Annotated in this window: 8 protein-coding genes; 4 read left to right on the top strand and 4 right to left on the bottom strand. The window is 70.7% G+C overall.

Annotated elements, in window-relative coordinates:
- From V8688_RS27030 to ctaD, 4 genes are all read right to left on the bottom strand, one after another.
- The coding region (locus V8688_RS27030) for a peptidyl-tRNA hydrolase (protein WP_342801975.1) at positions 1-616 on the bottom strand (616 nt) is incomplete at its 3' end.
- Between the two features lie 74 nt (positions 617-690).
- Positions 691-1116, bottom strand: coding sequence for a protease inhibitor I42 family protein (locus V8688_RS27025; RefSeq protein ID WP_218719297.1), 426 nt, complete (start codon positions 1114-1116; stop codon positions 691-693).
- Between the two features lie 82 nt (positions 1117-1198).
- Positions 1199-2428, bottom strand: coding sequence for a phosphoserine phosphatase SerB (gene serB / locus V8688_RS27020; RefSeq protein WP_218719377.1), 1230 nt, complete (start codon positions 2426-2428; stop codon positions 1199-1201).
- Positions 2429-2542: 114 nt separating this feature from the next.
- Positions 2543-4285 carry a cytochrome c oxidase subunit I gene (gene ctaD / locus V8688_RS27015; protein WP_218719296.1) on the bottom strand — a complete coding sequence of 581 codons (1743 nt, stop codon included), beginning with the start codon at positions 4283-4285 and terminating at the stop codon, positions 2543-2545.
- Between the two features lie 326 nt (positions 4286-4611).
- On the opposite strand from ctaD, the gene V8688_RS27010 reads away from it, so the two are divergent.
- The 4 genes from V8688_RS27010 to V8688_RS26995 form a co-directional block, all read left to right on the top strand.
- The gene (locus tag V8688_RS27010) at positions 4612-5415 is read left to right on the top strand and encodes a VOC family protein (RefSeq protein ID WP_342801974.1); all 804 of its coding nucleotides are present in this window, start codon (positions 4612-4614) and stop codon (positions 5413-5415) included.
- Positions 5416-5514: 99 nt separating this feature from the next.
- Positions 5515-7287 (top strand): PQQ-binding-like beta-propeller repeat protein, encoded by a 1773-nt coding sequence (locus tag V8688_RS27005; RefSeq protein ID WP_342801973.1) that lies wholly within the window; start codon positions 5515-5517, stop codon positions 7285-7287.
- A gap of 151 nt (positions 7288-7438) precedes the next feature.
- Positions 7439-7861 carry an AMP-binding protein gene (locus tag V8688_RS27000; protein ID WP_316575698.1) on the top strand — a complete coding sequence of 141 codons (423 nt, stop codon included), beginning with the start codon at positions 7439-7441 and terminating at the stop codon, positions 7859-7861.
- Positions 7862-8005: 144 nt separating this feature from the next.
- Positions 8006-15766, top strand: a 7761-nt coding sequence (locus V8688_RS26995) for an amino acid adenylation domain-containing protein (RefSeq protein WP_342801972.1), incomplete at its 3' end; no start/stop codon positions are given.

Below are 15766 nucleotides of genomic sequence, written 5' to 3'. Positions count from 1 at the left end.
AGGCCGCCGCGGCGCCCACCGGGAGTGCGCCGGCCAGCAGCATGCTCGCGTGGCCGACCTGGGCGGCGGCCTTGCCGACCGACATCTCCAGCGCCGCGTCGACCCACAGCACGGGCAGGTCGGGGTCCGGTGGGCCGGGCTCGTCGTGGTCGAGGTCGGTCCCGCCGATCTGGAGCTTGCGGATCCGCTGGTCGATCGCGCCCACCGGGCCGGGGACGAACGCGCGCGCCTGCGCGCCGTCGACCTCCACGGTCACCCCGTCGACCTCGCCCGCCGCGACCCACTGCGCGCCGCGCGCCCGCCGCGCCACCTTCCTGATCCTGGAGCGCTTCCACGCCAGATAGCGCGGCTCCCACTCCCCACCCGGCCCGGAGCGCGGGTCCAGGCACACGGCCACCGCCGCGGCCGCCGCGGCTTCCAGCAGCGCGCTGCGCGCGGGTGGGTCGGCCTTGGGGATGTGCAGGACCATTTGCATGGCCTGGACCATGGCCGGGTCGTCGGGATCGCCGTTGCCGCCGTATCCCCGCGCCAATTCGGCGTGCCGGAGGGCGAATGCGGCCGCGTCGTCGCGGGCCTCCGCCTCGATCTCCACGCTGCTCAGTTCCCCGCTGCCCATGCCACAACACCCGATCCGATCGACGCCACTGCGGGTCAAGCCTAACGAGGCGGCCACCACGCCGTCCGTGGACGCTAGGCGACCCGCACGGTCAGGATGAACTCCGGCCCCGGCCCGATCGGCGGCTGACTGGCCGGACCGTAGACGAACTGAATGGTCGAGGTCCCCGGGCCGACCCCGCGGAACGGCCACACCGTGCTGGTGCCCTCCGACAGCGGCGGCTCCGGCGCCAGCACCCCGCGCTCGATGTTCACCGGCGTCCAGGACTCGGTGTCGTTCGGGTTCTGCGGCAGCCGGACCAGCAGCTGCTGACCCAGCCCGAGCGCGACCGTGCTCCCGCTGAACATCTGGTCGACCTCCACCGGTCCGGCCGCGGACTGCGCGGCCGTGGTCGGCAGGTCGATCGTCGTCGAGGACAGATCCCCGGTGTCGTCGCCGTCGTCACCGCACCCGGTGACCAGCATCGCCACCGCGCAGGCCGCGAACAGGATTTTCCGCATGGAACTCTCCCAACGCCGAAAGGACACCCTGCGCTGGAGGCTAACGCCGCGACCGGGTCGCACCGGTCGCGACGCGCCAGGGCTACCGGCCGAGCAGCGGAACCCGGCGCACGCCGCCGTCGCGGGCGTCGGCCGCCTCGACCTCGTCGCGGGTGACGCCGAGGATGAACAGCACCGCGTCCAGGTACGGATGCGACAGCGCCGTATCGGCCACCTCGCGCAGCGCGGGCTTGGCGTTGAACGCCACGCCCAGACCGGCCGCGTTGAGCATGTCGATGTCGTTGGCACCGTCACCGACGGCGACGGTCTGCTCCATCGGCACGCCCGCCTCGGCCGCGAACTTGCGCAGCGCGGTCGCCTTGAACGCCCGGTCGACGATCTCGCCGATCACCCGGCCGGTGAGCTTGCCGTCGACGATCTCGAGGGTGTTGGCCTGCACGAAATCCAGTTCCAGCTCGTGCGCCAGCGGCTCGATGACCTGCCGGAAACCACCGGAGACCACACCGCAGCGGAAACCGAGCCTGCGCAGCGTGCGAATGGTGGTGCGCGCGCCCGGGGTGAGCTCGATCCGGTCGGCGACCTCCTCGATCACCGATTCGTCGAGACCTTCGAGGGTGGCCACTCGCTGGCGCAGCGATTCGGCGAAGTCGAGTTCGCCGCGCATCGCGGCCTCGGTGACCTCGCGGACCTGCTCCTCGACGCCGGCGTGCGCGGCCAGCATCTCGATGACCTCGCCCTGGATCAGCGTGGAGTCCACGTCGAAGACGATGAGCCGCTTGGCGCGGCGCGCGAGCCCGGCTCGTTCCACCGCGATGTCGACCTGTTCGGCGACGGCGATGTCGGCCAGCGCGGTGCGCAGCCGCGAATCGGTGTCGGCACCGGAATCGATCGCCGAGACCATCAGTTCCATGCCGGTCACCGGGTAGTCGGCGATGCCGCGGATGGTGTCGATATTGGCGCCCAGGCCGGCCAGCAGCCGCGAGATCGCGCTGAAGGCGTGCGCGGTGACGGGCGCGCCGAGCACGACGACGGCGTGCGTCGACATCGGCGGCTTGCCGATCTGCGCGTCGACCGACACGTCGACCTGCATGCCGACGGTGTTCATGGCCTCTTCGAGCTCGTCCTGCAGTGCCTCGGGGTCGTTGGGGCACGAGACCAGCACACCGAGGGTGAGCCTGCCCCTGATGACCACCTGTTCCACGTCCAGCAGGCTCACCTGGTGGCGGGAGAGCGTCGCCAGCAGCACGGATGTGACGCCGGGTCGGTCGGGGCCGGTGACGGTCACGAGAACTGTGGTGTCGGCCAAGTCGATCTGCTCCATATCTGGGCCTTTCCTGGGAGAGCCGTCCTGGACAACTTCGTCAGGAAAAAGCGCATGCACCTGCTGGTCACCCAGCAGGTGCACACCCTGGTCTTCCGGTCTTTCCTACTTCTTGGCGAGCGCGCCTTCGCTGACGTGCGTCGCGTGCTTACCCGAGCCCCAGCCGACGTGCGCTTCGGCCTTCATGCGCTCGACCATGTGCGGGTAGTGCAGCTCGAACGCCGGACGCTCCGAGCGGATGCGCGGCAGTTCGTAGAAGTTGTGCCGCGGCGGCGGGCAGGTGGTGGCCCACTCGAGCGAGTTGCCGTAGCCCCACGGGTCGTCCACCGTGACGACCTCGCCGTAGCGGTAGCTCTTGAAGGTGTTCCACACGAACGGCAGCATCGACGAGCCCAGGATGAAGGCACCGATGGTGGAGATCGTGTTCAGCGTGGTGAAGCCGTCGCTGGGCAGGTAGTCGGCGTAGCGACGCGGCATGCCCTCGGCGCCCAGCCAGTGCTGCACCAGGAAGGTGGTGTGGAAGCCGACGAAGGTGGTCCAGAAGTGCCACTTCGCCAGGCGCTCGTCCATCATGCGGCCGGTGATCTTCGGGAACCAGAAGTAGATACCGGCGAAGGTGGCGAACACGATGGTGCCGAAGAGCACGTAGTGGAAGTGCGCGACGACGAAGTACGAGTCGGTGACGTGGAAGTCCAGCGGCGGCGAGGCCAGGATGACACCCGACAGACCACCGAAGAGGAAGGTCACCAGGAAGCCGATCGACCACAGCATCGGGGATTCGAACGTCAGCTGACCGCGCCACATGGTGCCGATCCAGTTGAAGAACTTCACACCGGTCGGGACCGCGATGAGGAAGGTCATGAAGGAGAAGTACGGCAGCAGCACGGCGCCGGTGGCGTACATGTGGTGCGCCCACACCGCGATCGACAGCGCCGCGATACCCAGCGTCGCGTAGACCAGCGTGGTGTAACCGAAGATCGGCTTACGGCTGAAGACCGGGAAGATCTCGGAGACGATGCCGAAGAACGGCAGCGCGATGATGTAGACCTCGGGGTGGCCGAAGAACCAGAACAGGTGCTGGTAGAGCAGGATGCCGCCGGTGGCCGGGTCGTAGATGTGGCCGCCCAGGTGGCGGTCGTAGGCCAGACCGAACAGCGCCGCGGTCAGCAGCGGGAAGGCCAGCAGCACCAGGACCGAGGTCACCGCGATGTTCCAGGTGAAGATCGGCATGCGGAACATGGTCATGCCGGGCGCGCGCAGGCAGACCACGGTGGTGAGCATGTTGACGCCACCGAGGATGGTGCCCAGACCGGAGACGGCCAGGCCCAGGATCCACAGGTCGGTGCCGACACCGGGCGAGTGCAGGATGTCGGTCAGCGGCACGTACGCCGTCCAGCCGAAGTCCGCCGCGCCGCCGGGGGTCACGAAGCCCGCGGTCGCCATGGTGCCGCCGAACAGGTACAGCCAGTAGCTGAACGCGTTCAGTCGCGGGAAGGCGACGTCGGGGGCGCCGATCTGCAGCGGCAGGATGATGTTGGCGAAGCCGAACACGATCGCCGTCGCGTAGAACAGCAGCATGATCGTGCCGTGCATGGTGAACAGCTGGTTGAACTGCTCGGGCGACAGGAACTGCAGACCCGGGCGCGCCAGCTCGGCGCGCATGAGCAGCGCCATGAGACCGCCGACCAGGAAGAAGCTGATCGCCGTCACCAGGTACATGGTGCCGAGCACCTTGGGGTCGGTGGTGGTGACCGCCTTGTACAGGAACGAGCCCTTGGGCCCGGTCCGAGCAGGATACGGTCGAGTCGCTTCCAACTGAGGGACTGGCCTGGGCTCTACCGCAGTCACTGATCCTCCTGAAGATGCCTGTACGTCACTCGCAGGCCCTCCGTCCTCCGGTCAGAGGCAGACGACGGTCAGCATGCGTTGGTGTGAATCGTAAACCGTGCTGCCGCAGCATTCCGCGCGGGTCCTACTCTGTGTCGTATTCAGCGCGCCGTAGATGGCCGACCACGTGTCGGTCCGGCGCCGTTCTCGATCTTCCTCCGCAGGTCGGGCGGGTGCAACGGTTGTCGGCGATGACTTTTCGGAGGTCGCGGCGTCATGATCGATGACGGTGGGCGCGTCCTGCCACCGTCTCTGTCGAGCCAGTCCCCCGCAGCCGAGGAGTCGTCATGTCCAGTGCCCAGCAACCCGGTGATCCCACCTGGGTCGATCTCTACACCGCCGATCTCGACCGTGCCATCGCCTTCTACGGCGAGCTGTTCGGCTGGACCGCCGAACGCGGCGGCGAGGAATTCGGCGGCTACACCACCCTGCGCAAGGACGGCAAGGCCGTCGCGGGCGCTATGCCCCGGATCCCCGACGCCGGTGACCCCTACCCCGATCGCTGGACGGTCTACCTGGCCTCCGCCGACGCCGCGGCGACCACGGCGAAGGCGAGCGCCGCGGGCGGCAACATCTTCGTCGAGCCGATGGCGGTCGGCGACCTCGGCACGATGGCGGTGCTGGCCGATGTCGGCGGTGTCGGCGTCGGCGTCTGGCAGGCCGACGAGTTCCCCGGCTTCGAGGCGATCGGCGATGTCGCCGACGGTGTCTGGCGCAACCACGACGGCGTCCCGTCCTGGTTCGAGCTGATGACCCGCGCCTACGAGCAGTCGCTGACCTTCTACCGCGAGGTCTTCGGTTGGCGCGACACCTTCGCCGTGGCCGACACCCCCGAGTTCCGGTACACGACCATCCACGCGACCTCACCGATGCGCGGCGGCGTCATGGACGCCACCGGCCACCTCCCCGAGGGCATCCCCGGCGCGTGGACGGCCTACTTCGGCGCCGACGACGTCGACAAGACCGTCGAACTCGCCAAGACCCTCGGCGGCGGCGTCGTCTTCGAGCCGATGGACACCCCCTACGGCCGCCTGGCCGGTCTCACCGACCCCACCGGCGCCCACTTCAGCATCGGCGGCAACGCGCGCTGAGCGGTGGGGCGGCGCGTTTTCCGCGTCGCCACCACCGGCGCTGGTCTCGACTCGACACCCGGTGGGGCGGTGTCGATCGAGTCCTTATCCGGGGGGAACATGTCCGACGATCAGTCGACCGAGCGCGCACGTTCGTCGTGGCCGGTCCACGCGGGTGTGATCGGTGCCGTGCTGGTCGCCGGGGGTGTCGCGCTGGCGCTGTACAGCTGGTTCGTCGCCGCACCGATTCCGGTGCCGTTCGACAGCTACGCCGAGACCGGCGAGTTCCCCCGCCACCTCGTCCGGGCGACCCTGATATTCGCGGGTGCGGTCGTGCTGATCGTGACGGTGGTGCTGATCCGTGGGCGCCGCGGTGATGAGCGGGCCGCGGGTGTCACGGCCGGTGGCGTGCTCGCCCTGCTGGCGGTGCTCATCGGAAGCATCGTGTTCGCGGTGACCGCGCACATCCCGTCGACCTATCAGCAGCTGACCGCGGAGTTCGTCGTCACGCCGCGGGTACCGGGCGCGATCGCGGCGCTGGCCCTCGTCGTCCTCGGCGCGGCGCTGATCTTCGTGCTCGTGGCGACGCCGACCGCCCCGATGCCCCGGCGGTCGGCGCTCGTCGTGGCCCTCGTGGTCGGCGTCGCGCCGGTGCTCGGCGCCGCCGGGGTCGCGGGCCGGCTGGGCGACGACAGTGCCTCGGTCGACCACGTCACCGCCGACCCCGGCCCGGAGACCGCGGTGCCCGCCGTGCTCGGGCCGGAGAGATTCCGATTCCGGCCCCCGGTCGGCGGCTCGAACGCGGACACTCGAATCGCCTTCACCGGAACGGGGTTCATCGTTTCGACCAGGGTCGGCATCACGGCCTACGATGGTGCGACGGGTTCCGAACGCTGGCACTACCGGCGCCTCGGTGTCGGCTCCGACAGCGTGGGGAACGTGCCGCCGAAGACCGTCGCGCTGCGCGGCGAGGACGTCGTGCTGACCTATTGGGAGCAGCGCGGCTGGCTGGCCTTCGACACCGACACCGGTGAACTCCGCTGGTCCGACGCGGACTTCACCCGAGACGGGGCCGTCAACCGCGCCGGGGATTTCACCCGCGACCGGGACGCCATCGTTCCCGGGCACCTGCTGGCCACCACCTCCGCCCGCGGAACGGTGACCCGGTACGACGCGAGGACCGGCCGCCACCTGTGGACCACTCCGGCCGAACCGCCCGGGTGCACCTCGACCGGGGAGCGCGTCGTCGCCACGATGACCGCGATCTACCGAGTCGCGACCTGCGGCGACGGCGACACGGCGACGGTGGCCGTCACCGTGTTCGATCCGCGGTCCGGGCAGGTGCGCGACCGGCGCGACTTTTCCGCGCCGCGCCGGGAGTCGCCCGGCTATGTCGAGGTCCGGGTGCTCGACAGCGGCTTCGTCTGGATCAGCTACGTCCGGGACGGCGCCGACACCGCGCTCCTCCTGCCGCCGAACGCCCCGCTGACGTCGGCGATCGCCGCATCGAGCCGCACAAACGTCGACGTGCGCGCCGCGGACGACCACGCCCTGGTCAGCTCCGACCACCCGGACGGATATCGGCTGCCCAGGCGATGGGAAATCCTGTCGGCGGCCGACGGCGCATCCACCGAGCTCGACACGACCTCCGACGAGCGAGCGCAGTACGCCGAGGCGGCGGTGCTGCTCGCCGACCAGGTCGTCACGCTGACCTCCGACAACGGCTACCACCTACGCACCTGGGACCGGTCGACCGGTCGCGCGGGACCGATGCTGCCGCTCACCGTGGCGCCGGGGACCAGATCCCTGCGATTCACCACGGTCGCCGGTTCCCTGCTGCTGATCACGACCGATGCGAAGTACCGCGATATCGAGGTCATCGGCTTCGGCTGACGACCACCGGGTTCAACCACCTTGGGGTGGGAAACGCGCCCCCCTGGGAGGCCACCCCCCAACGCTGGGGTCGCTGTCGGAGACCCCGCCCGGCGACGACAGTAGAGGTGTACCGAAAAGCACCTCCTACCAGCGCCAAGGGGACACCACGATGAGCACGACGACCACCTCGATCGCCGACAACGTCATCCAGCTGCCGCGCAAGCAGGCCGGCCCGATCGCCACCGATGGACAGCTCGCCGACGCGGATCTGGATCGCTGGGCCAACCGGCTGGCGCGACTGCTGCTGGGCCGCGGCGTCACCGCGGGCGCCCGGATCGCGCTGGCGGTCGACGCCACGATCGAGGCGATCGTCGCCGAGGCGGCCGTGCGCAAGATCGGCGCGATCCCCGTCGCGGTCACCGACGACGAGTTCGTCTTCGGCGCCTACGCCGGCATCACCACCCGGGCCCGCAGGCCCGAACTGACCGACGTCGTCGATTGGCTGGTCCTCGACGATCGCTCGACCCTGCAGCGTTATCTGGTCAGCTCCGACGCGCCGCTGTCGACGGCCGATCTGCGCGCTGTCTCCTGAACCCATTCCGGTCTGGTCCTCGCAGGTCCAGAATGGATCGAGAGCGCAGTACGCAGCGGCGGGTACTACCTACCAGGTAATCGCCCGCCGGTCGGGGACACATGGTGAATACCGAGCTCCAGACATGAGAACGCAGGTCCGCTCATGACCCAGCCTTCCGAGGGCGCCTTCCCGCTGTCCGCGGCGCAACGTGGTATCTGGTTCGCCCAGCACATCGCGGGCGACACCCCCATTTCCATCGCCCAATACGTCGAATTGAGTGGTCCGGTCGACCACGAACTGCTGCTGCGGGTCGTGCGCCGGACCGGCCGCGAGTTCGGCACCGGCTATCTGCGCCTGATCGACATCGACGGCCAACCCCACCAGTACGTCGACTTCTCCCTCGACGACGAGATGGCCGAGCTGGATCTACGCGCCGAGCCCGACCCCGTCGCGGCGGCGCACGCGTGGATGCGCGCCGAGTACACCGCTCCCCTGGACGTGATGCGCGACCGATTGGTCCGGTTGGCCATGCTCCGCGTCGCCGACGACCGCTGGTTCTGGTATTCGCGGATGCATCACATCGCGCTGGACGGCATGGGGGCGCTGGCCCTGGTGCAGCGCACCGGCGAGCTCTACAACGCCGCCGTCGAGGGCAGAGAGGCCCCGGCGTCCAAGGCCGAGCCGTTGCAGAAGATCGTGGCGGCCGACCTGGCCTACCGCACCTCCGACCGTTTCACCGCCGACCGGGAGTACTGGCGTGAGCACCTGGCGGGGATGGCCGATCCGGTGAATCTGGCCGGGCGCGACGCCGAGGTCGACGGCCACCCGAACCGGGTCTCGGGCGCGCTGCCCGCCGAGACCGCGGCGCTGCTGGATTCCGTTGCCGCCGCCGTGAACTCGGGTGTCGCGCCGACGGTGGTCGCCGCGTTCGGCGCCTACCTGGCCGCGATGACGGGTGCGCGAGAAGTGGTATTGAGCCTGCCGGTGTCGGCGCGCACCTCCGCGACGCTGCGCCGGTCCGGCGGCATGCTCGCCAATGTCGTCCCGCTGCGGGTCGGTCTGGACCCGACCACGACCGTCGGCGCGGCGATCCTCGCCGTACAGAGCGAGCTGACCGGCGCGCTGCGCCGCCAGCGCTACCGCCAGGAGGACATCGTCCGCGACCTCGGCTGGGCGATGGACGAGGCCACCTCGTTCGGCCCGGCCGTGAATCTGATGATGGTCGACACCAGGATCGCGCTCGGCCCGGTCGTCGGGCGTTTGCATGTGCTCACCTCCGGCCTGATCGACGACCTGTTCGTCAACCTGTATCCGGGCGTCGGCGGCGAGAGCACCCACATCGACTTGCAGGGCAACGGCAATCTGTACAGCGAGGCCGACCTGGCGGGGCATCACGCGCGCTTCCTGTGGTTCCTGCACCGATTCCTGGTCGCCGGACCCGAGGCGCCGCTGTCGGCGGTGCCGGTCCTGTCCCCCGCCGAGGAGGCCCTCGCGGTCCCCGCGCGCGGACCGGCCGGGGTCGACATCCGCACGCTGCCCGAGATCCTCACGGCGGGCGCCGCACTCGACCCGGACGCGGTGGCGCTGCGCTGGGGCGCGCACGAGACACTGACCTACCGCGCCGTCGACGACTACACCAACCGGCTCGCCCGGGTGCTGATCGCCGCCGGCGCCGGCCCCGAACACGGTGTCGCCCTGTCCATCCCGCGCTCGGCCGAGTCGGTACTGGCGACCATCGCGGTCGCCAAGACCGGCGCGCCGTTCGTCCCGATCGATCCCACCTATCCGGCCGACCGCATCGAGCACATGGTCGACGACAGCGGGGTGATCACGGGTCTGACCGTGGCGCAGGCGCGCAAATCGCTGCCGGACGGGGTCGACTGGCTCACCCTCGACGACGAGGCGACCCTCGCGCAGATCGCCGCCCAGGATGCCGGGCCGATCGCCGACGCCGACCGCCGCGCTCCGGTGCGGCCGGATCAGGTCGCCTACATCATCTACACCTCCGGCTCGACGGGTCTGCCCAAGGGCGTGCTCGTCTCGCATCGCGGCCTGGCCAACCTCGTCGCGAGCTCGGGAGCCGGGTTCGGTGTCGACGCGAGCTCCGTTGTCGCCCACGCCGTCTCGCCGAGTTTCGACATCTCCGTCGAGGAGATCCTGGTGACGCTGGCGGCGGGCGCGAGCCTGGCGGTGGTGCCGCCCTCGGCGTACGCGGGCGAGGACATGGCGCAGGTGCTGCGCGCGCACCGGGTCACCCATCTCAATGTCACCCCGGCCGTCGTGGGTTCGCTCGATCCCGCGACGCTGCCCGGGCTGCGCACGATCGTCGTCGGCGGCGACGCGTGCCCGCCGGAACTGGTGGCCAAGTGGGCCGGTCGCACCCTGCTCAACGGTTACGGCCCCACCGAGACCACCGTGACCACCACCCTCACCGACGCCTTGGTGCCCGATGCGCCGGTGACGATCGGCAGTCTCGTGCGCGGGGTGACCGGTCTGGTGCTGGATCCCTGGCTGCGCCCGGTCCCGGCGGGCACCGTCGGCGAGCTGTACCTCGCCGGCCCCGGCGTGGCCCGCGGCTATCACCGGCGCACCGGTCTGACGGCGAGCCGGTTCGTCGCGAATCCGCACGCACCCGGTGAGCGGATGTACCGCACCGGCGACCTGGTGCGGTGGCGCGACGACGACGGCCGGTTCGTCCTGGAATACCAGGGCCGCAGCGACTTCCAGGTGAAGGTGCGCGGCTTCCGGATCGAGCTCGGGGAGATCGATGCCGCCCTGCAGCGGCTGCCCGAGATCGATTTCGCGCTCACCCTCGGCGTCGAGACGGCCGCGGGCGCGACCGCGCTGGTGTCGTATGTGACGACCGAGCCCGGCGCCGACGTCCACCCCGAGGCCGTGAAAGCGGCGGTCGGCGAGAGCCTTCCGGCCTACATGGTGCCCGCGGTGGTCATGGTGCTCGACCGGGTTCCGCTGACGCCGCTGGGCAAGGTGGACCGCAAGGCGCTGCCCGCACCGGATTTCAGCGCGCGCACCGTCACCAGCCGCGCGCCGTCCACCCCGCGCGAGGAGACGCTCGCCGCGCTGTTCGCCGACGTGCTCGGCCTGGATTCGGTCGGCGTCGACGACAGCTTCTTCGCCCTCGGTGGCGACAGCATCGTCTCCATCCAGCTGGTCTCGCGGGCGAAGGCCGCCGGGATCGCGTTCAGCGCCCGGGACGTGTTCGAACGCAAGACCGTCGCCGCGCTGGCGGCGGTCGCGGCCGACACCGAGGTCCACGTGGTGCACGAATTGCCCGGTGGCGGTGTCGGTCCGGTGCCGCTCACGCCGATCGTGCACGCGCTGGTCGAGCACGGTGACGCCTGGGGCCGGTACGGGCAGGCCGTGCTGATCGGCCTGCCCGCGGGCATCGACCGTGCGGCGCTGGCGACCGCGATCCAGGTCCTGCTCGATCACCACGACCTGCTCCGCTCGTCGCTGCGCGAGACCCCGCGGGGCTGGGAATGGGTGGTCGCCGAACCCGGTTCGGTCGCCGCCGACCCGCTGCTCGACGTCGTCTCGGCCGACACCGACGACGCCGTCGAGCGTGCCTTGCAGGACGCCGCGGATCAGCTCGATCCCACGGTCGGCGCCGTCGCCCGGTTCGTGCTGCTCGACCGTGCCGAGGCCGCGCCGCTGTGCTGGCTGGTCCTGCACCACCTCGTCACCGACGGCGTCTCGTGGCGAATCCTGCTGCCGGACTTCGCGACCGCCGCCTTCGGCGGCGCCCTCGACCCGGTCGGCACCTCCTTCCGCCGCTGGGCGCACGGACTGGCCGACAATGCCGACACCCGGCTCGGCGAACTGCCGATCTGGCAACACGTCCTGGCGACACCGGACCCCTCGTTCGCCGCCGACCGGACCGCCTTCGACCCCGTCGTCGACGTCGTCGCCACCATGAAACAGCGGCTGAGCACGGTACCGCCGGAGCTCGCGCACACCGTCCTGACTACCCTGCCCGAGCAATTCCATTGCGGCGCCGACGATGTGCTGCTCGCGGCACTGACCATGGCCGTGTGCCGCTGGCGCGACCGCACCGGGGCCCTGCTGACCCTGGAGGGCCACGGCCGCGACGAATCCCTGCTGCCCGGCGCCGATGTCGCGCGCACGGTCGGCTGGTTCACCAGCGTGTACCCGGTCGCGGTCGACCTCGCCGACATCGACCTGAGCGACGCTTTCGCCGGCGGCCCGGCGGCGGGGTCCGCCCTCAAGGCCACCAAGGAGCAGTTGCGATCGCTGCCCGACCGCGGGGTCGGCTACGGCCTGCTGCGGTACCTGAACAGCGACACCGCCGCCGCGCTGGCCGATGCCCCCACGCCCCAGCTGAGCTTCAACTATCTCGGCCGCGCGGTCACCGGCGAGGATCCCTGGATGCCCCGGCGCTTCGCCGCGACCAACGACGAGCGGGCCCCGCTGGCCGCCGTCGTCGACATCAATGCCGTGCTGACCGACGCCGGCCTGGAAGTCACCTGGGCCTACGCGAGCAGGCTGCTCGACGAGCACGCGGTCGACGAGCTGGCCGACCTGTGGACCGCCGCGCTGCGCGCGCTCGCCGACCACGCGCGTTCCGGAGAGGCCGGTGGGCGCACGCCGTCGGATTTCGCGCTCGTCGCCCTGGACCAGCCGCAGATCGATCGCTGGGAACAGAGCTACCCGAATCTCGTCGACGTGTGGCCGCTCTCGCCGCTGCAGTACGGCCTGCTCTTCCACGCGCTCTACGACTCCGACACCGCCGACGGCTACACCGTGCAGTCGATGCTCACCCTGGCGGGCACCGTCGACACCACCCGGCTGCGGATCGCGGCCCAGGCGCTCGTCGACCGGCACGAGAACCTGCGGGTGGCGTTCGTGGAGACCGACGACGGTCCACGCCAGCTGGTCCTGGCCGACGCCGAGATCCGCTGGACCGACATCGATCTGACCGACCTCACCGACGACGCCGAGCGCACCCGCGAACTCGACCGGATCATCGCCCTGGACGCGCTGACCCGCTTCGACCTCACCCGTCCCCCGCTGATCCGCTTCACCCTGGTCACCACCGCGCCCGGCCGGTTCCGGCTGATCATGACCAACCATCACCTGGTGCTCGACGGCTGGTCGACGCCGCTGCTGGTCCGGGAACTGCTCGCGCTCTACGTCACCGCGGGCGACGCGTCGGTGCTGCCGCCCGCCCGCTCCTACCGCGACTTCCTGGCCTGGCTCGCCGCCCAGGACGCCGACGCCTCGCTCGCCGCCTGGCAGCAGTCCCTGGCCGGGATCGACACCCCGACGCGCGCGGTCCCCACCCTGGCCGGGATCGCCTCACCGGAGACCGCGATGGTCACCCGCGAGCTGTCCGCCGCCACGGTCGCCGAGCTCGAGGGCGCGGCCCGCGAGGCGGGCGCCACGGTGAACACCCTGGTCCAGACGAGCTGGGCGCTGCTGCTGGCCATGCTGACCGGCCGCACCGACGTGGTGTTCGGCAGCACGGTGTCGGGCAGGCCGCCGGAGCTGCCGGGCGTCGAGGAGATGGTCGGCCTGTTCATCAACACCGTCCCGGTGCGGGTGACGCTGGACCCCGCCGAGAAGGTCTCCGATCTGCTGGCCCGGGTGCAGGCCGAGCAGGCCCGGCTGATGGATCATCAGCACGTCGGGCTGGCCGCGATCCACCGTGCGGTCGGGCTGGCCGAATTGTTCGACACCCTCACCGTGTTCGAGTCCTATCCGATCGATCGCGAGGCGCTCTCGCAGGCGCTCGACATCGCGGGCATGCGGGTGCTCGACGTCGAGGGCACCGACGCGACGCCGTATCCGCTCAATCTCATGGTGATCCCGCTGCGCGGCGAGGCGGGGGCGGGCGACGCGCTGCGGATCACGGTGAAGTTCATGGCCGATCAGCTCGACGCCACCGCCGCGCAGTCGCTGCTGGACCGGTTCGTCGGGCTGCTCGGCCGGCTCGCCGCGCAGCCGCACGACCTGGTCTCGCAGGTGCGCTACTGCGACGACACCGAACTGGCGCGGCTGGCGCCGGTCCGCGGGCTGCCCTCGGTGCCGATGCGGACGATGCCCGACATCCTGACCGCGGGCGCGAGCATCGATCCCGACGCGATCGCGGTCAGCGCGGGTGAGCTGCGAATGAGCTACCGCGACCTGGATTCCTGGTCGAACCGGTTCGCCCGGGTCCTGCTGGGCCGCGGCGTCGGCCCCGAGGTGTTCGTGGTGCTCGCCCTCACCCGGTCGCTGGAATCGGTGGTGGCCGTGTGGGCGCTGGCCAAGACCGGCGCGGCATTCGTCCCGCTGGACCCGAGCTATCCGGTGGAGCGCATCGAGCACATGCTCGCCGATTCGAAGGCGCCGATCGGCGTCACCGTCACCACGACCGGGGAGACGCTGCCCGGCACCATCGACTGGCTGCTGCTCGACGACCTGAACACGCTGCGCCGGGTGATGCTGGTCTCCGATGCGCCGATCACCGACGCCGAACGCGGCGGGCCCATCGACATCGACCACACCGCCTACCTGATCTACACCTCCGGTTCCACCGGCAAGCCGAAGGCGGTGCTGCTCAGCCATCGCGGCATCGCCAATCTCACCACCGCGCAACGGGAGACGCTGGCCCTCGACCCGTCGGCGAGCGCGCTGCAGGTCGCCTCGCCCAGCTTCGACGCCTCGGTCTTCGAGATGCTCACCGCGCATTCGGCGGGCGGGCGGCTCGTGATCTCGCCGCCGGAGGTCTACGGCGGCAGCGAACTCGAAGGGCTGCTGCGCGCCGAACGGGTCACCCACGCGGTGATCACCCCGTCGGCGCTGGCCACCATGGAACCGACCGAACTCACCGATCTGCGGGTGCTGTCGGTCGCCGGCGAGGCCGCCACCCCCGAGCTGATCGAGAAGTGGTCGGCCGGTCGCCGGATGGTGAACTTGTACGGCCCCACCGAATTCAGCATCTGGGCCACCGGTCCCGCCGAGCTGGTGGCGGGCGAACCGATCACCATCGGCGGACCGATCCGGGGGTCGGCGGTGGTGGTGCTGGACACCTGGTTGCGGCCGGTGCCGGTCGGCATCGCGGGCGAGCTGTATCTGGCCGGGCCCGCGCTGGCCCGCGGCTATTTCAACCGGTTCGAGATGACCGCGAGCCGGTTCGTCGCCGATCCCTACGGCGAGCCCGGTGACCGCATGTATCGCACCGGCGACATGGTCCGCTGGGTCGTCGAGGACGGCGACCTCGCGCTGGAGTACCTGGGCCGCAGNGACCGCATGTATCGCACCGGCGACATGGTCCGCTGGGTCGTCGAGGACGGCGACCTCGCGCTGGAGTACCTGGGCCGCAGCGACTTCCAGGTGAAGATCCGCGGCCTGCGGATCGAGCTCGGCGAGATCGACGCGGTGCTCGCGCGCGACGAGGAGATCGACTACGCGGTGACCATCGGGCGCGCGGGCCCGGCGGGGGCGACCGTGCTGGTGTCCTATGTCCTGCCCACGCCCGGTGTCGCACTGGAGACCGAGCGGGTGCGCGCGGCCGTCGCGGCGGAGCTGCCCGGCTACATGGTGCCCGCCTATGTCGTCGTGCTCGACGAGATTCCCCTCACCCCCGTGGGCAAGCTGGATCGCAAGGCGTTGCCGGTGCCGGACTTCTCGGCGGCGCAGCGCCCCTACCTCGCGCCCCGGACCGGCACCGAGGCCGCGGTGGCCGCGGTGTTCGCGGAGGTCATCGGGGCCGAGCAGGTCAGCGTCGACCAGTCGTTCTTCGAACTCGGCGGCAACTCGCTGAGCGCGACCAAGGTGGTCGCCCGGGTGAATTCGGCGCTCGGCTCGACCATCGCCCTGCGCGATCTGTTCGACGCGCCGACCGTGGCGCAGCTGGCGGCCCGGGTCGTGCCCGCCGCCGAGGGCGGGCCCGGCCGCCCG

Origin of the sequence: Nocardia sp. No.11, from assembly GCF_038752175.1 — a bacterium.
In the GTDB taxonomy this organism is placed as follows: Bacteria; Actinomycetota; Actinomycetes; order Mycobacteriales; family Mycobacteriaceae; genus Nocardia; species Nocardia canadensis.
Note: the sequence above shows the minus strand (reverse complement) of the source record. Positions and strands in the feature narration are given on the sequence as shown.